This window comes from Paenibacillus tundrae (assembly GCF_036884255.1).
Classification (GTDB): domain Bacteria; phylum Bacillota; class Bacilli; order Paenibacillales; family Paenibacillaceae; genus Paenibacillus.
Genome location: NZ_CP145605.1, coordinates 3,197,446 through 3,213,356, shown reverse-complemented (window position 1 = coordinate 3,213,356; position 15,911 = coordinate 3,197,446). Strand labels below are relative to the sequence as shown.

At 44.1% G+C, this 15,911-nt stretch carries 12 protein-coding genes; 4 read left to right on the top strand and 8 right to left on the bottom strand.

Annotation, left to right across the window (positions count from 1 at the left end):
- Positions 1-26: 26 nt before the first annotated feature.
- The 5 genes from V6W81_RS14420 to V6W81_RS14400 form a co-directional block, all read right to left on the bottom strand.
- Positions 27-2,792, bottom strand: coding sequence for a CHASE3 domain-containing protein (locus tag V6W81_RS14420; RefSeq protein WP_338543877.1), 2,766 nt, complete (start codon positions 2,790-2,792; stop codon positions 27-29).
- 196 nt (positions 2,793-2,988) lie between these two features.
- Positions 2,989-4,377 carry a class II fumarate hydratase gene (gene fumC / locus V6W81_RS14415; RefSeq protein WP_338543876.1) on the bottom strand — a complete coding sequence of 463 codons (1,389 nt, stop codon included), beginning with the start codon at positions 4,375-4,377 and terminating at the stop codon, positions 2,989-2,991.
- 134 nt (positions 4,378-4,511) lie between these two features.
- The gene (locus V6W81_RS14410; RefSeq protein WP_338543875.1) at positions 4,512-5,522 is read right to left on the bottom strand and encodes an aldose 1-epimerase; all 1,011 of its coding nucleotides are present in this window, start codon (positions 5,520-5,522) and stop codon (positions 4,512-4,514) included.
- Between the two features lie 195 nt (positions 5,523-5,717).
- On the bottom strand, positions 5,718-6,527 hold the full coding sequence (locus tag V6W81_RS14405; RefSeq protein ID WP_338543874.1) for an MBL fold metallo-hydrolase: 810 nt from the start codon (positions 6,525-6,527) through the stop codon (positions 5,718-5,720).
- Between the two features lie 198 nt (positions 6,528-6,725).
- Positions 6,726-6,992, bottom strand: coding sequence for a hypothetical protein (locus tag V6W81_RS14400; protein WP_186380910.1), 267 nt, complete (start codon positions 6,990-6,992; stop codon positions 6,726-6,728).
- A 217-nt stretch (positions 6,993-7,209) separates the two neighbouring features.
- On the opposite strand from V6W81_RS14400, the gene V6W81_RS14395 reads away from it, so the two are divergent.
- The 4 genes from V6W81_RS14395 (at position 7,210) to V6W81_RS14380 (ending at position 11,563) form a co-directional block, all read left to right on the top strand.
- Entirely contained in the window at positions 7,210-8,442 is a 1,233-nt protein-coding gene (locus tag V6W81_RS14395; protein WP_307216770.1) for an aminopeptidase, read from the top strand.
- 136 nt (positions 8,443-8,578) lie between these two features.
- Entirely contained in the window at positions 8,579-9,811 is a 1,233-nt protein-coding gene (locus tag V6W81_RS14390; protein ID WP_338543873.1) for an aminopeptidase, read from the top strand.
- Between the two features lie 209 nt (positions 9,812-10,020).
- Positions 10,021-10,611, top strand: coding sequence for an RNA polymerase sigma factor (locus tag V6W81_RS14385; protein WP_145047684.1), 591 nt, complete (start codon positions 10,021-10,023; stop codon positions 10,609-10,611).
- Positions 10,589-11,563 carry a hypothetical protein gene (locus tag V6W81_RS14380; protein WP_338543872.1) on the top strand — a complete coding sequence of 325 codons (975 nt, stop codon included), beginning with the start codon at positions 10,589-10,591 and terminating at the stop codon, positions 11,561-11,563. Before V6W81_RS14385 ends, V6W81_RS14380 begins: the two co-directional genes overlap by 23 nt.
- A gap of 12 nt (positions 11,564-11,575) precedes the next feature.
- Here V6W81_RS14380 and V6W81_RS14375 read toward each other — a convergent pair whose 3' ends face one another.
- The 3 genes from V6W81_RS14375 to V6W81_RS14365 all read right to left on the bottom strand — a co-directional run bounded on the left by V6W81_RS14375 (position 11,576) and on the right by V6W81_RS14365 (position 15,633).
- Positions 11,576-12,070: a hypothetical protein gene (locus tag V6W81_RS14375; protein WP_338543871.1), complete on the bottom strand. Its 495-nt coding sequence runs from the start codon at positions 12,068-12,070 to the stop codon at positions 11,576-11,578.
- A gap of 240 nt (positions 12,071-12,310) precedes the next feature.
- Positions 12,311-13,627, bottom strand: a complete 1,317-nt coding sequence (locus tag V6W81_RS14370; RefSeq protein WP_338543870.1) for a hemolysin family protein — start codon at positions 13,625-13,627, stop codon at positions 12,311-12,313.
- A 434-nt stretch (positions 13,628-14,061) separates the two neighbouring features.
- Positions 14,062-15,633, bottom strand: a complete 1,572-nt coding sequence (locus V6W81_RS14365) for a sigma-70 family RNA polymerase sigma factor (protein ID WP_338543869.1) — start codon at positions 15,631-15,633, stop codon at positions 14,062-14,064.
- Between the last annotated feature and the right edge of the window lie 278 nt (positions 15,634-15,911).

The window sequence follows — 15,911 nt, the reverse complement described above, 5'->3', positions numbered from 1 at the left end:
TGAATTACGATACCTTGTAGGATAATCTATATTCCGAGCGTCTCATGGCTTAGCCATAATTTCATTCGAGAAATGACCTCTTTCATATTTAACGGTTTACTGATGTAATCCGATGCTCCTGCAGCAAGACATTTATCACGATCCTCTTTCATTGCCTTCGCCGTTAACGCGATGATCGGTAGACTGGTTAGATTTAATCTGTTCCGAATCTGGCGTGTCGTTTCGTAGCCGTCCAATTCTGGCATCATAATATCCATCATAATGATGTCCGGCTTGGCCTCACCACTTTCTAGCATTTCGAGGCATTCGTATCCGTTCTGAGCAGTGATCACACGCATATCATACCGTTCCAGCGCGTTAGCTAACGCATAAACATTGCGAATGTCATCGTCTACAACAAGCACCTGACGTCCGCGAAGCAGTGACTCTTCTAGAGGTGTCAACAACATCTCATTGGGTGATATGTCAGACGAGGTGTGTGGCACTCTTGAAGATGTAGTGTCCGGAAGCTGAGGTATCGTTGAAGCCACCTCGTTCGTGAAGAGTCTGGAATCATACACATCTTCTTGTTCATCGTGATGCAGCGGTAGGAACAAAGTAAATACACTGCCCTCCCCTTCCCGGCTCGTTGCCGAGATGGAACCTCCCAGCAAACTCGCTAGTGATTGGGAAATGGAAAGTCCGAGACCTGTTCCGCCATACTTCCGCGCTGTATCTCCATCCGCCTGCTTGAACGCATCAAAGATCTGTAACAGCTTATGTTCTGCAATACCGATTCCTGTATCACTAACCGAGAATGCAATAACCTCGTCTTCTTGGCTCTTCTTCGTTGCACTAGGTAAAGTCACTCTGGAAATGGTAAGAGCAACTTCACCCTGTTTCGTAAACTTGAATGCATTCGAGAGTAAGTTTCTAAGAATCTGATGCAAACGCATCTCGTCAGAGATAATCGTTTCCGGGAGATTGCTGTGCAACTGGATACGGAAATCAATTCCCTTTTGCTCAGCTATTTTTAAGAAATATTGATTCATCATCTCTGGCAAACTGTCCAGATAGACGTCATTGAAATCGACTTCCATCTCGCCAGCTTCGACTTTGGATAGATCGAGAATGTCATTGATCAGATTAAGCAAGTCTTTACCAGATGCATGAATCACTGAAGCGTATTTCTGCTCTTCTTTATTTAAGTGCTGATTTTTGTTCTCTGCCAGAATTTCAGACAGTATTAACATACTGTTGAGCGGAGTGCGTAGTTCATGAGACATATTGGCCAGAAACTCGGATTTGTACCCTGAGCTTGTGCGTAATTGATCGGCGACTTCAGCCAGTTCGCTAGCTGAGGACTCAGCCACATCCTTTTGTTCCTCTAAACGTTCATTGAGCATGTGCAGCTCTTCGGTCTGCATCTGAAGCTCCTCCGTCTGTGATAACATTTCTTCCGTTTGCACCTGAAGCTTCTCAGACTGTGCCTGTAACTCTTCATTTAGTACCTGCGACTCATCATACAGCTGCTGCAGTTCCATACGCGTTACAGTCGAATGAAGCGATACACCAAATATATCAATCAGTTCATTAAGTAGCGCAATCTCACTATCCTGTAGTGGCTTCATCGAAGCAAGTTCAATGACAGCAATCGTTTTTCCTTCGAAGATGACAGGGATAACCGTAAGAGATGTTGCAGGTGCATGTCCGAGCCCAGACGAGATACGAATGTAATTTTGCGGCAAATCGTTTAAGCGCAGCATTCGTTGCTCATTCGCACTTTGTCCTACAAGCCCCTCGCCAGGTGCCAGTGAAACTTTACCTAGCGACCGTTCTTTGTCGCCATCAGCCGCATATGCAGCAACACGCAACAGCCGATTATCTTTCCAGTAGTATAAGACGCTATACGGAATATCTAACAGCATGGCAAGCTCATTCAGAAACCGCCGCGATAATCCCTCTAATGTTGTTGGATTCTGCATCAGCGTAGCAATTTCAGTAATACGATCTTTGGTTCGATTCTGCTCTTGTACGGTGTCCAGCAGTTTGTTCGTCTCATCGCCCAGGTCACCAACCTCATCATTGGTGCGTACAGGGATACGTTGTGTGAGGTTTCCGCCTTTGTAAATCTCACTAATGGTTTGTTTGACATCACGTAACGTTTTGACAATATTGCCGGAGATTACGATTGCCGCTAGAACGGACAGTATTGCAATTACTCCCCACAAGCTGTACATGACCGTCAGTAGTGTTGAGCTGCGGGCTGCCAGGTCAGTAACCCTCGCTTCGGTCAGAGCAATTTCTGTGTTTCGGAAGTTCGTGAGCTGTGATCTTAATAGATCTATTTCGGTTTTACCAGGATCGGATTGAAAAAATGCAAGTACCTGCTCCTGATCTCCCTGTCTCTTCAGTTCAATAGAAGGTTCACCAGCTACTTCAATCCACCGGGTAATATGTGTCTTGATATTCTCAAGACTGAGCTGTTGCGACCGGTTGTCATTCACTAATTCATAGAGTGCTTCATAATGAGAATTCCATTGGGCGAGACCTTGTATGTAAGGTTCTAAGTATGTCTCGTTTCCCGTAAGCATGAATCCCCGCTGCCCAGTCTCCATATCAAGAACAGCCTTTTCAATAGAGTTGGTCAAATTGTGTACATCCAGGTCATGATGGCTGATAAAGTCATTTTCTTTCTGTAATGTGTTAATCAGAGCTGTCAGAACTAGCAGAACCGCTCCAAATAACAATACAACCACAAGATAACCTATTAATATTTTGGAGCGTATTGTGAATCTTCTCCTTTTTAGCACCACTTAACCTCCAATGATATAAACCAATCAATTACTATAGGCTACTTTTTGAACACGTACTATTATACTTGCATATGTATTTTATATGCATGCGTACATTGCTGACAAGCATTATCATCTATTATTCTTCACAAGAAAAAAACGACCTGTTCTCACAGGCCGCTTCTTATCGTTCTATTCAAAATATATTCATTCCTTAAGCTTTTGGCGCGATCATCTTCGCTGGGTCTACATACTGATTAAATTGCTCTTCGGTAAGCAACCCCGTTTGCAGTGCTGCTTCTTTCAGAGACAGCCCTTCCTTATGCGCAAGCTTCGCAATTTTGGCTGCATTCTCGTAACCGATATGCGGGTTGAGTGCAGTAACCAACATAAGCGAGTTGTTCAGATTATGTTCAATCTGACCCAGATTAGGTTCAATGCCCACTGCACACTTATCATTAAAGGCAATGATGGAGTCTGCAAGCAATTGCACCGATTGAAGGAAATTATAGATGATTACTGGCTTGAATACATTAAGTTCAAAATTACCTTGGCTTGCAGCGAATCCGATGGCTGCATCATTACCCATGACTTGTGTAACCACCATCGTTAACGCTTCGCTTTGCGTAGGATTAACCTTACCCGGCATGATGGAGCTGCCTGGCTCGTTCTCAGGAATGCTAATTTCACCCAGCCCACTACGCGGACCACTCGCGAGCCAGCGTACATCGTTGGCAATTTTCATGAGATCAGCTGCAAGCGCTTTTACTGCACCGTGTGCGTAAACGACCTCATCATGGCTTGTGAGCGCATGGAATTTGTTCGGCGCGGATACAAAATCCTTACCTGTATGTTTGCCGATCTCTTTGGCAGTGAAATCACCAAAGTCCGGATGCGCATTAATTCCCGTTCCTACCGCTGTACCACCAATCGCAAGTTCCTTCATGTATTGCACACTTTCGCGGATCATGCGTTCGCTCTTCGCAAGCATCGCTTCCCATCCGCTAATTTCCTGACCCAATGTAATCGGAGTGGCATCCTGAAGGTGAGTACGTCCAATTTTAATGATATCTTTGAACGCTTCAGATTTATCCGCCAATGTTTTCTTCAGTACAGCGATCGCTGGCAAAAGCTGATCTTCAACAGCAAGTACACCTGCGACATGCAGTGCTGTTGGGAACGTATCATTCGAGCTCTGGGACATGTTGACATCGTCATTCGGATGAAGACGTTCTTCCTTCCCCTTTTGCTCTAACAATTGGTTACCGAGATTGGCGATAACTTCGTTCACATTCATGTTGGATTGTGTACCACTACCCGTCTGCCATACCACAAGCGGAAAATGATCGTCAATTCGTCCAGCGATGATCTCATCGGCAGCGTATGCGATCGCATCGGATTTGGCAGCAGACAACTTACCTAATTTATGGTTACTCGCCGCAGCGCTTTTCTTCAAAATAGCGAGAGAGCGGATGATTTCCATGGGCATATGTTCGCGCCCGATCGGAAAATTCTCTTTACTACGTTGGGTTTGAGCTCCCCATAATCTGTCAGCAGGTACTTTCATTTCTCCAAGTGTATCTCTTTCAATGCGGTATTCCACTTGCTTTTCCTCCTCCAAAAAAATGGTCTGGGTTTTCTCAAAAGTGGGTGTATCTTGTCATAGTATACATGATTTGCGAGTAGATTTTCACCTTTTCGACAAAATTGTAAGCGTACCGCAAAACGGGCGTGGCATTATTTTTGAGCAGGGATTGGATATAAGCGACTTGTCTGCTCGAAGATCTCTCCGGTTTCAAGACCAATGAGTCCGATCTCTTCTGCAGAAGCCCCTTTCACGTTCGGTGCATTCACAAGGTTCATCTGTGGTTCGGGGCAGAAGAAGTTATCCTCCATATTGTTGTTCCAGATCATCCAGTGTTTGTAGGACGTGCCTACATCATAAACCAGCTTATGACCCGTACGATGATCCGTCAGTTCCATATAGTTACGTCCATTTTGCGGTACAGCCGTGTAGTGGTTGTCCATCGCAGCAAAAAACGGATTCACACCTTCTGCCTTCAATTTCTCTTCATCCGGTGTAAGCGGTTGAAATTCACCTGTAGGCAAAGAGCGTTCATTCAACTCACGTCGCTGTCCAATCGTAATTTTAGCTGTATAATCCGAGCGTTGACTCGCTGCATCAAAAGGTACACTAATCGCTGTATGGAAAGCAAACAAATTAGGCATCCGCTTCGTTCCGTTATTTCTTACTTTTAATTGTTGTTGCAGTCCCTCTTGACTCAATGAGTAGCGAAGTGTCACCGTAAACGTAAACGGCAGATACTTATGGAAAGGATGTCCCTCTTTCACTTCCTGACTCAACAGAACATAGCTCTCTAGCTCGTTAACGCCATATCCCTCTACGTTCCATTCCACATCATGTAGAAAACCATGTAGATGATTGCCTGTTGCTGGTTCATTTACCGGAAGTTGATAGATTTCACCGTCCCAAGGAAAACGTCCATCCTCATACCGATTGGGCGGAGATAGAATCGGAATACCGTACACCGCAGGTGCTGCTCGGAATTCATCCATATTGTTCAGATCTGGCTCCCGCAAATAGCGATGCCCCTGCTCTGTATCCCGATAAGCTACAAGGTTCCCACCTACGCTTGGGATAACTGCCGCTTCAAATTGATTAAAGCGAAGCCAGACAGCGGGGATACCGCCAAATTGTTCTTCAACCGCTTGATTCTGATGTGTCATTGTTATATGTACCTCCTGTGCATACTAAGGTTTATACTATACGGCTCGAATATATCATGACTGGGCACAAAATACCAATCTATGATATAGAACACATCCATCAATTAACGAACCATAACATAGAAAAAGACAGCAAGCATCCAGTGCCGCTGTCTTACTCGTTTATAATTTTATTATCCTTGTTGTCTGTGGAGTTTAATCTACATATTTCCCATGATCCGGTACTGTCGTTTCTTCAAAATCAAGATCCAGCTTACGCAGTGATTCACTTAGCATCTCGCCGGTAAGACAATGCCCATGACCTGTAACGACAATGTTCGGTTCGAGCTGTCGAAGCTGTTGGACGGATCGATGAGCTGCCTGCCAATCGGTCGTAAAGTATGCCGGTGGTCCATGCAACTGTTTGTCCTGAAGCAGGACACTCCAGAGCGATTCTTGTTTCACAGAGACAATGGCATCTCCAGCAATAAGGATACGATCCTGATCCCGGAACAGTGAGATGTGCCCTGGTGTGTGTCCTGGCGTATGCACCCATTTCCATCCGGGAGCTCCTGGAACAGAATGATCATCCGGCAAACTGAAAATCCGATCATCCAGATTAATCGCTTCATTCGGGTAAGCAAAGGACAATCGAGACATAATCCCACCACCAACAGTAGGATCAGCAGGCGGATAGTCTTTCAGACCCGTCAAATAGGGAATTTCCAGCGGATGTGCATACACGGGTACGCCCCAAAACTGCTCAAGCTCAATGACGGTACCTACGTGATCGAAATGCCCGTGGGTCAAAATGATGGCAGATGGCGGTCCGGTGAATCGCTCTGCTGCTACTTCAACAATATGATCAGTGAACTTCGCCATTCCCGTGTCCACAAGCACCCATTTTCTGCTTCCTGGTTCACCGATGAATATCACATTCACAAAGAGTGTTCGCATGCTGAGGATATCGTGTGCGACTTCTTCAAGCCCCGTCATTCCTGATGTAATCAGATTGTCAGATGCCATTCACGGTTACCTCCCATTCAGGCGGATTGTCCCTCTATACTCGATTCTTCTGTCGTAGACTTCCCTTTTCTGGCATATCTATTCCATTATCAAAAAAAAATAAAACGGTGTACACCCTTAAACAGGCATACACCGTCTAGTATAGTCAGTGCGATTCCATAATAGAACCAAAACATGTAATCACATAAGTTATTGCATTTAGGCAGGATAAGCATCCAGTGCAGCATCAAGCAACTGATTGTAGAGATCATCATCATTCTCTAGCAGCTCGTCCATCCGAAGCAATTCCTCTTCGTCCCCGGACAGCTCGGTGAAATGAAGACTGTAATCCCAATCCTTACCGTTTTTGCTCATAAAAGTAATCTCATACTGTGACTGGGTTCCTTCAGCCTTAAAAACCGTATTTCCCACATACAATTTCTCATCTTCACGGCGCATTTCAGCGCGAATTACTTCAATATTCACTCTCGTTCTCTCCTTTAATCTCTCATCTAGAACGGTTCTCCACATTTTATGGTAAACCTGGTTTGGTAATTATTATTGGTTAATTGTACAATATATATCGTAGCAACGTATACCTTATTCAATGAAGGAGCTTTTATTATCCTTACATACACATGATGAGGGCTGTATCAGCCGACGAGGGCTACGACAATCTATGATTACTGGAGGAGAATATAGCATGAATAATTTTGAAACCAATCTACAGCAGTATGCGGAACTGGCCGTAAAAGTCGGGGTTAACGTGCACCCTGGACAAACACTGGTTGTGAATGCACCCATCTCTGCAGCACATTTTGTTCGTCTCATCGTAAAAGCAGCGTATAACACAGGTGCCAAACTGGTCAAAGTGAATTGGAGCGATGAGGTTGTTACTCGTCTTCACTATGATCTGGCTCCAGAAGAGTCTTTCTCAATCGAACCTAAGTGGTTCGCAGGCGAAATGACTGAGCTTGTAGAAGAAGGTGCAGCAGTTCTTCATGTTATCGCCGAGAATCCTGATCTCTTGAACGGTGTCGCTCAGGAGCGAATCGTGACTAGCCAGAAAGTACGTGCCAAAGCGCTTGAAAAATACCGTGCATTGCAAATGGCCGACAAGTTTAGCTGGTCGATCGTTGCTGTTCCATCACCAGAATGGGCTGCCAAAGTATTCCCGGATGTTCCAGAAGCACAACAAATGGACAAATTATGGGATGTGATCTTCAAAACGGTTCGCATTGGTGAGCAAGACGCCGTCGCTGAATGGAAAACGCATCTATCCAACCTTGATTCCCGTGCGGATCTGCTTAATCAGAAGAAATATAAAAAGCTTCACTACACAGCTCCAGGCACAGATTTGACGATCGAACTTCCAGAAGGACATCTGTGGGTATCTGGCGGCAGTGTCAATGAACAAGGCCATGTGTTCGTTGCTAATATGCCTACGGAAGAAGTATTTACCGCACCTCTGAAATCAGGGGTTAATGGTACTGTTCGTAGCACCAAACCACTCAGCTATGGCGGTAACCTGATCGACGGCTTCTCCCTTACATTTGAAAACGGCCGAGTGGTAGATTATACCGCTGAACAAGGATATGATGCTCTCAAAAACCTGGTCGAAATGGATGAAGGCGCACACTATCTGGGCGAGGTTGCACTCGTTCCTCACCAATCACCGATCTCCGATACGAATATTTTGTTCTACAACACGCTGTTTGATGAGAATGCGTCTAACCACTTGGCAATCGGTAATGCCTATGCATTCTGTCTTGAAGGCGGAAAATCGATGTCCAAGCAAGAACTTATTGATGCTGGCTTGAACTCTAGCCTTACGCATGTGGACTTTATGATTGGATCTGGAGAAATGAATATTCACGGTGTAACTTCCGAAGGCACAGAAGAAGCTATCTTCCTGAACGGAAACTGGGCATTCTAAATCTCTGCGAATTTCATGAGAGAGGATAATAATCCTCTCTCTTCCTTTGTTTTTATCGATAAATTTAACATGGCATGCTAGGTACGACTAGAAAAATGCTTGATAATGACTACGATTAAAGTAAGGAGACAATTAGATGTTAACATTTGAACAAAAGCTGGATCGTTATGCGGAGCTCGCTGTCAAAGTAGGAGCAAACGTACAACCAGGACAAATTTTTGTGATCAGTGCCATGATAGATACAGTTGAATTTGTACGCTTGTTGGTACGTAAGGGGTATGAAGCCGGTGCCAAGAAAGTCATTGTAAAATTCAGTGACGAAACTGTGAATCGGCTACGATTCGAGATGGCTCCGGAACAATCATTCCAAGATCCTCCGAAATGGCATGCTGCTGAGCTTGAAGAACTTGCTGCAAACAACGCAGCGTTCTTAACTGTTCTGTCATCAAGCCCTGACTTGTTGAAAGGAATTGATCCGGAACGTATTTCGACGCATCAACGAACCTATGGTCAGGCACTTGCTAAATACCGTCAATATCAGCAGGCAGATAAAATGAGCTGGACAGGTGTAGCCTGCCCTTCCCCTGACTGGGCTGCTAAAGTATTCCCAGACCTTCCTGCATCTAAGCAGATGGAACAGCTATGGGAAGCCATCTTCGCTGCCGTACGGGCAGATTTAGAAGATCCTATCCAAGCTTGGGATCAGCACATCGAGCGTTTAGAACACAAGGCTGTTGCGCTTAATAACAAAAAGTATCGTGCACTTCACTTTATCTCACCTGGTACCGATCTAACCGTTGAGCTTCCAGAAGGACATATTTGGGCTCAGGCAGGAAGTGTGAATGAACAAGGTACTCCTTTTGTAGCTAATATCCCAACAGAAGAAGTGTTCACAGCTCCAGCAAAACACGGCGTTAATGGTACAGTATCCAGCACGAAACCATTAAGCTATGGCGGAAGCATTATTGATCGTTTCACGCTAACGTTCGAAAATGGACGGATTGTTGATTTTCATGCGGAGGAAGGATATGATACGCTTGAACGTCTGATTAATATGGACGAAGGGTCTCATTACTTGGGTGAAGTTGCTCTGGTACCCTACCACTCTCCGATCTCCGAAAGCGGCATTTTATATTACACAACACTCTATGATGAGAATGCATCCTGTCATCTTGCAATCGGTAGTTCATACGCCTTTAATATCGATGGTGGCAAAAAGATGTCCCCAGAAGAGCTCGCCGCACGTGGTATGAATACGAGTATCACACATGTAGATTTCATGATGGGTTCGCCCGAGACAGATATCTACGGCATTACAACAAGTGGTGAACGTGAAGCGATCTTCCTGAAAGGTGACTGGGCGTTCTAGTAGGACGCATGTATTCTAGCAACAACATTTATAGCTAAAACTACAATAAAAGACTGCCTAATCAACCATATTTATGGTTAGACTAGGCGGTCTTTTTTTAATATTTTTCGTTCAGTATGTAAAACGATGATATTGTTAGACTTCCATATAATGCTGTAAAATGAAATGATACCAATGTTTGTAGATTCTTCACCAGAAAGGAGAACATCATGGCTAATCGGCTCCAATTACTTTTAGCCTCAGATTTCCATAATTTGAGCCCTGCACTTCAGGAAGAAGTGTATTATGAATATTATAATATGGTACATGGCCTCATCGTTTATATCATCAAAGAGCGTGCCGCTGCTGAAGACATCATTCAAGAAGCTTTTATCAAAATCATTAAAAACAAACCTCTTTTCGAGAGTGAATTAAAACTAAAGGCATGGCTTAAAGTCGTAACACGAAATACAGCCATTAATTATTTGAGAAAAAATAAAAATAACCGTAACCAACTGGATACGGATAGTGTTTTTATAGATATGGAGACGATTAATCAGACTTCAGCTTCTGTCGAAACCACAGTTGAAACACAAATGATGCAGGAATCTATTGAATTTTACCTCAGCCAACTCAAACCTGAATATCGTGTTCTGATCGAGATGCGATGGAAAGACGGACTCTCCTACCGAGAGATGGCTGAGATTTTGAATACATCGGAAGAGATTGTTAAGCAACGGTTATTCCGCGCTCGGGGAAGCATTAAGAAGCAACTACATAAGGAATGGGGTGGCAGCATTGAGCAAAGGCAAATTAGATAAGCATGATCACGAGTCATACGCAGAGTTGGAAGATGACTATTTTGATGATGCCTTCGATTTAGCTTTTGATGAAGCATTCCGACAGGCTGCTTCAGCTTCCCCTCCCCCTAGTAAGGAACAAACCAAGAGCATGCAGGAATCCTGGCTTAATGTGCAAACCGAGATTAATAAAATAGGTAAACGCAGAAGACGAAAACAAACCTTCTGGTTATCTGGTGTTGTGGCAGCTTCCGTTGCCTTAGGTGCACTGTTGTTTAGTGTCCCAGCCGGCACACAAGCCGTATCCCCTTTTGTGCAAACGATAAAAGATTGGGGAAATGGAATGAAATCCATCGTCATCAAAGATGGTACGGAACAGATCGTTGGGAAAGATCCTTCAACGGCCAGAACTCCTCCACCACCTGAACCAGGTATTGAGGATGCTCCTACAATTACCATCATTGAGGGTGCTGACCTGCCTGTTGAATACGACCGTACATTTGGCCCTGTTGAAGTCACTGAAGAGCAGGCTCGTTCAGGTTTTCTTGGCGATTTTCTCTTATCCAACGCCATTCCTGAACGATTCACACATGTGAAGTTCGAGCTACTCCTTGAAGATCGTGAGGAAGATAGCGAGCAGCCGAACTCGTCTGATGACAGAGACTATGCGTCAGACCATATGCGTGTACGTTATTCTACTTGGGTGAATGATATCGAAGAAGAAGTCATTCAATTTGATTATATGTGGATCCGACCTGGTCAAGTTGATACAGCACCCGTGTTACGTGAGACAGATATGGTTCGTTTGGATGATGGGAGCGAAGCACTTATAGCAATTGGTCCACCGTATAACACGTTCCAATGGATGATGGGATCAACTAATGTGAGCATGTTTGGTACGATTAATAAAGCGGAAATGCTAGCTATTGCAAATGATCTGCAGAAGCAAAGGTTTCCTTCGACCAGTCCTTGATCACCATATTGGCTAGAACAATACCGTGTCAGATATATGTGTTGTCTTCTCGGTGTCTGATCCGTCCATTGCGGTATGCACACTGACTACACGATAGTAATAACCAGATATCACTGTCCAATCCGAATGGGCCTTTAACACGTTTGTATTACTTTTCGTTGAAGTACCTGAACGATACACGATCCAAGTCGATCCGTCCCAACGTTCGAGACGGTAGTCTACCTTTAATGATTTCATCTGATTATATGTTGCCGTATTGGTATACACATGAACCGAAAGTCCACCTACTGGAACGACCGCGCCATTTGCTTTATAAATATGTGTTAATGGAGCCAAACTCTGCATGCTTTCCATCTCTGGTGGCGGTGGGGTCAAAGCTACTGGTTTGACAATAGTACTCTCTGAAGCCGCTTGGAGTTCTCCGTTAGTTATGGTTAGTAATACAGGTAACGTCAGAGCTACTGCTAGTGCTACTTTAAGGATCGGGTTCAAACGCTTGTTCAACATCTGTCTCATCCTCCATTTCATCATATGAATAACTATGGATATCCATAGTTGATGTACGAAGTTTAGCTTACATTCGTTTCAAAGAGATAAAACTCAATTTTAATTCTCCATGTGAGGTATGAGTCCTCCTTCTTATACTAACCAAAGAAAAACCGTACAGTGAATGACAACACTGTACGGTTTCTATTATTGTGGATAGATGACTTTTCATATAAATGCACACTGTTTCTAGAGCTTATATCAAGCCCCTTCTTCTTCCACTAACATCTCTAACTTAATCACATTTACACGGGAGATTCGTTTGTGCTCTGTCTCCTGGATGACGAAGAGATGTCCACCATACTCTACCGATTGTCCCACCTCAGGCGGAATTGTTTCGACTCTGGAGTATAGCCATCCACCAATCGTATCATAATCCGATCGATCCATCTCTAATCCGAAACGCTCACTTACTTCTTCAATCAGCATAAGCCCGTCAATCGAGTACTCCATTTCATCCACTTGCTCAATCGCAGGACGTTCCTGATCGAATTCGTCCTGAATCTCACCAACGATCTCTTCCATAATATCCTCAAGCGTTACAAGTCCTGAGGTTCCTCCATACTCGTCAATCAGAATCGCAATCTGTGTCTTACCGCGCTGCATGCGTTTGAGCAAGTCACTGATTGGTGTTGACTCGGGAACGGCAAGAATTGGACGAATGACGGAAATCGTATCGGTTAATTGAGATTTCATCAGATCTTTAATGTGAATAAAACCGATGATATGATCCTTGTCACCGTTATATACCGGATAACGGGTTCTCATGCTTTCACTGGCGATCTCCAGATTCTCCAGCATGGACTGATTGGCGTTCAGACAGATCATTTCCGTCCGCGGAATCATAATTTCACGGGCGGTCGTTGCCGTAAAATCAAATATATTATCAACAAGCGCCAATTCAGTATTGTCAATTAAACCGCTCTTATTGCTTTCTTTCATTAGAATGCGTATTTCATCTTCGCTATGCGCTTCATCCAGTTCGGAGGCCGGTGCCATCCGGAACATGCGCAAAAGGCTGTTCGCCATTCCATTTAAAGCCCATATAAAGGGATACATTAATTTGTAGAAAAACGTAAGCAGTGCCGCAGACCATAACGTGACCGTCTCCGATTTACGGATTGCTATCGTTTTGGGAGCAAGTTCCCCGAGTACAATATGCAAAATCGTAATAATAACAAAAGCAATGGCAATCGAAACGCCATGCACATAAACAGGACCTAACCCAAATGCCGTAAACATTGGCTCAAGCAAGTGAGCAATTGCCGGTTCTCCCAGCCACCCAAGTCCCAGTGAAGCTAGCGTTATCCCTAACTGACACGCAGATAGATAAGCATCTAGATTACGTACAATGTTGGAAGCATAAATTGCATTTTTGTTGCCTGATTCCACCAAAGCTTCGATGCGGCTACCGCGAACTTTGACCATCGCGAATTCTGCCGATACGAAGAAACCATTCATCAATACAAGTAAACCGATTAATACTAAGTTTAAAATACTCGGTAAGGGGTCACTCAAATGTTCATCCTATTCGCCGTTATTCTTCGGCAAATAGGTCCACCTCCTTCGAAAATGTAGGATATTAGCCATTCTGCCGCTCATATGCAGTTTCAACTTCCCAATACTTCCACCTCCGCCCTTATTGTGTCGAATAACAAGGATATGCTTCTTTTATTATATAACTCTAAACTACACAGTCAATCCGTGTCCTATGACACTGAAATGACGTAAACTAGCTTTTTCTTTTACAAATAACATGAAAACGCCATTTCTTTTACATATTTGATTAGTACGTACAGGCAGACCTTCGATATAGACAATCATGAGTTGGACACCACAGTTCTTAAAAATAAAGAAGTATCCCAATCATGGTCAACATGATGGATACTCCTTTATTTATTTGAGTATTCTAGCGGTATTTGCGTTGGGTTGATGTGCGCATTCAACTTCAGTTATTCTAATACAATTACACGTTTGGATGTAACATCCCAGCGCCAGCGAGGCTCTTTGCCTTCCTCGTTTCTTAACCCACCGAACCAAGCTTCTTCTCTTCGAAGGCTTGCCCAATCCACTTCCTCATCTAACACCTGCATTCCGAGGGGAGTTAGAGAGAGAAATGCACCCCGGAACTCATCACTATGCTGCTGGAAATCAGGAAATCTCGATGCACCAGTTACCGATAGTAAAGCATTTGGCACAGATGACATTCTCCGTAGATGAGCCCAATACTCCAGATCACCCATCCCAAGCCAATGAAGCTGGTCACCAACATGCTTGAATAGTGGATAAGGACGATCCATCCCCTCTCTGATCGCCTCTAAGGTGGTCTGTTCGATGATTCCCAAACCATTCTTGATCGAAGGCAGTCGGGACAAATGAGCCTGAAATGCAGTACGTGCAAAGGGATAAGCAGATGTGTCTTTAGTTAAGAACTCGATATGATCCTGGATGTTCTGGGAGGTATATGCCTCCCAGAACAAACGACCAGCTTCCATTTCCTCCGCGCCTATGACATGCCATGTTCCCGATAAGCTTCCAATTTGTTTGGGTGTGAGCTGTCCAAGCCCTCTGAAATGTTCAATCTCGGGATGAGAACCAATGCATAGCAGATGCAGGGTAATATCTCCAAGCGATTGTCCTTGGAAAAAGTGTAGCAGGTACGATAACATCGTTTGATCATACAGGTCATACTCAAACCACAAAACAATCTCCTTTTCGTTATGCAAAGATTGAAGCTTCCGCTCCAGCTCGGCAATCTGTAAATATACGGACTGAGGGATGCCTAATTCACGTTCTAGGTAGGCTACACGTCTACTTCTTTCCTTCTGCTCCGCCATGTCTCTAGAGACAGGCCCAAATGGATATAGCTCTCTCCAGACGAGAACGTCCCCCTGAATTCCACTCTGTCTGATACGATCTGCTGCATGGTCGCCATTGGTAATATGAAGCATGCCTTCTCCTCCTTCATAGAGATTGGTAAATACGGAAGTTATGTCTGCCACAGGGATGTGTCGTCTAAGTTTTTTACGAGCATCAAACAATCTTTTTTTCAACGCCGAGATAGATACATTTAAAAAGTCCGAAATTTCGTTCAATGAGTACCCTTTGAAATAAAACATATCTACAACAAGTTGCATCGATGAGGGTAAACTCCCAATTAGATCATGCAACATACGATTTTGTTCCTTCAGCAACAATAGCTGTTCGGGATCATTCGACTGATCTTCTTTGTGTATATGCGAGAGTTCCTCTACAGGAATGATGGCGTGCCGTTTGCGTCGCAACCAGCGGTAACATTGTCTCTCTACAATCACTTTGAACCAACCAGGAAACGCCTCAGGCTTGTCCAAACGACTCAGATTCGAGAACGCCTCGGTGAAGGCTTCCTGTACGACATCTTCAGCCCAAAATTCGTCCTTAAGTATATGGAATGCTACCGTATGAGCCATCCCTCGGAATTGTTTAACCAGATGCTCGTATGCATCAGGCTCACCGCGCACAGCCCCTTCAATCCATAATTTCACTGCTAATCAGTTCCTTCCTTATGTTGAACGTATTGAATCTTCTGTTTGTCAGTCTGAAACATGATGCATCTTCTGTTCCAATGCTCATGTCTTATCTATAAGTGCCACAACTTGCTCGTAAGGTTACTTCATTGAATTAAATTTTTCAAACCTGTAATAGATGAGACATTCGAGTTGAAAGTAACGCTGTACTCCTTTTATCCGATTCTAAGTATAGATCAATGCAACCGAGGTGGAGAAATGTCTTTCCTAGGACGTTTCTTAGAACAGGAGCAAGA

Excerpts from the sequence above, each read along its gene's own strand:
- V6W81_RS14410 (WP_338543875.1), bottom strand. The coding sequence starts at position 5,522 with ATGACACATCAGAATCAAGCGGTTGAAGAACAATTTGGCGGTATCCCC.
- V6W81_RS14405 (WP_338543874.1), bottom strand. The coding sequence starts at position 6,527 with ATGGCATCTGACAATCTGATTACATCAGGAATGACGGGGCTTGAAGAA.
- V6W81_RS14395 (WP_307216770.1), top strand. The coding sequence starts at position 7,210 with ATGAATAATTTTGAAACCAATCTACAGCAGTATGCGGAACTGGCCGTA.
- V6W81_RS14390 (WP_338543873.1), top strand. The coding sequence starts at position 8,579 with ATGTTAACATTTGAACAAAAGCTGGATCGTTATGCGGAGCTCGCTGTC.
- V6W81_RS14375 (WP_338543871.1), bottom strand. The coding sequence starts at position 12,070 with ATGTTGAACAAGCGTTTGAACCCGATCCTTAAAGTAGCACTAGCAGTA.
- V6W81_RS14385 (WP_145047684.1), top strand. The coding sequence starts at position 10,021 with ATGGCTAATCGGCTCCAATTACTTTTAGCCTCAGATTTCCATAATTTG.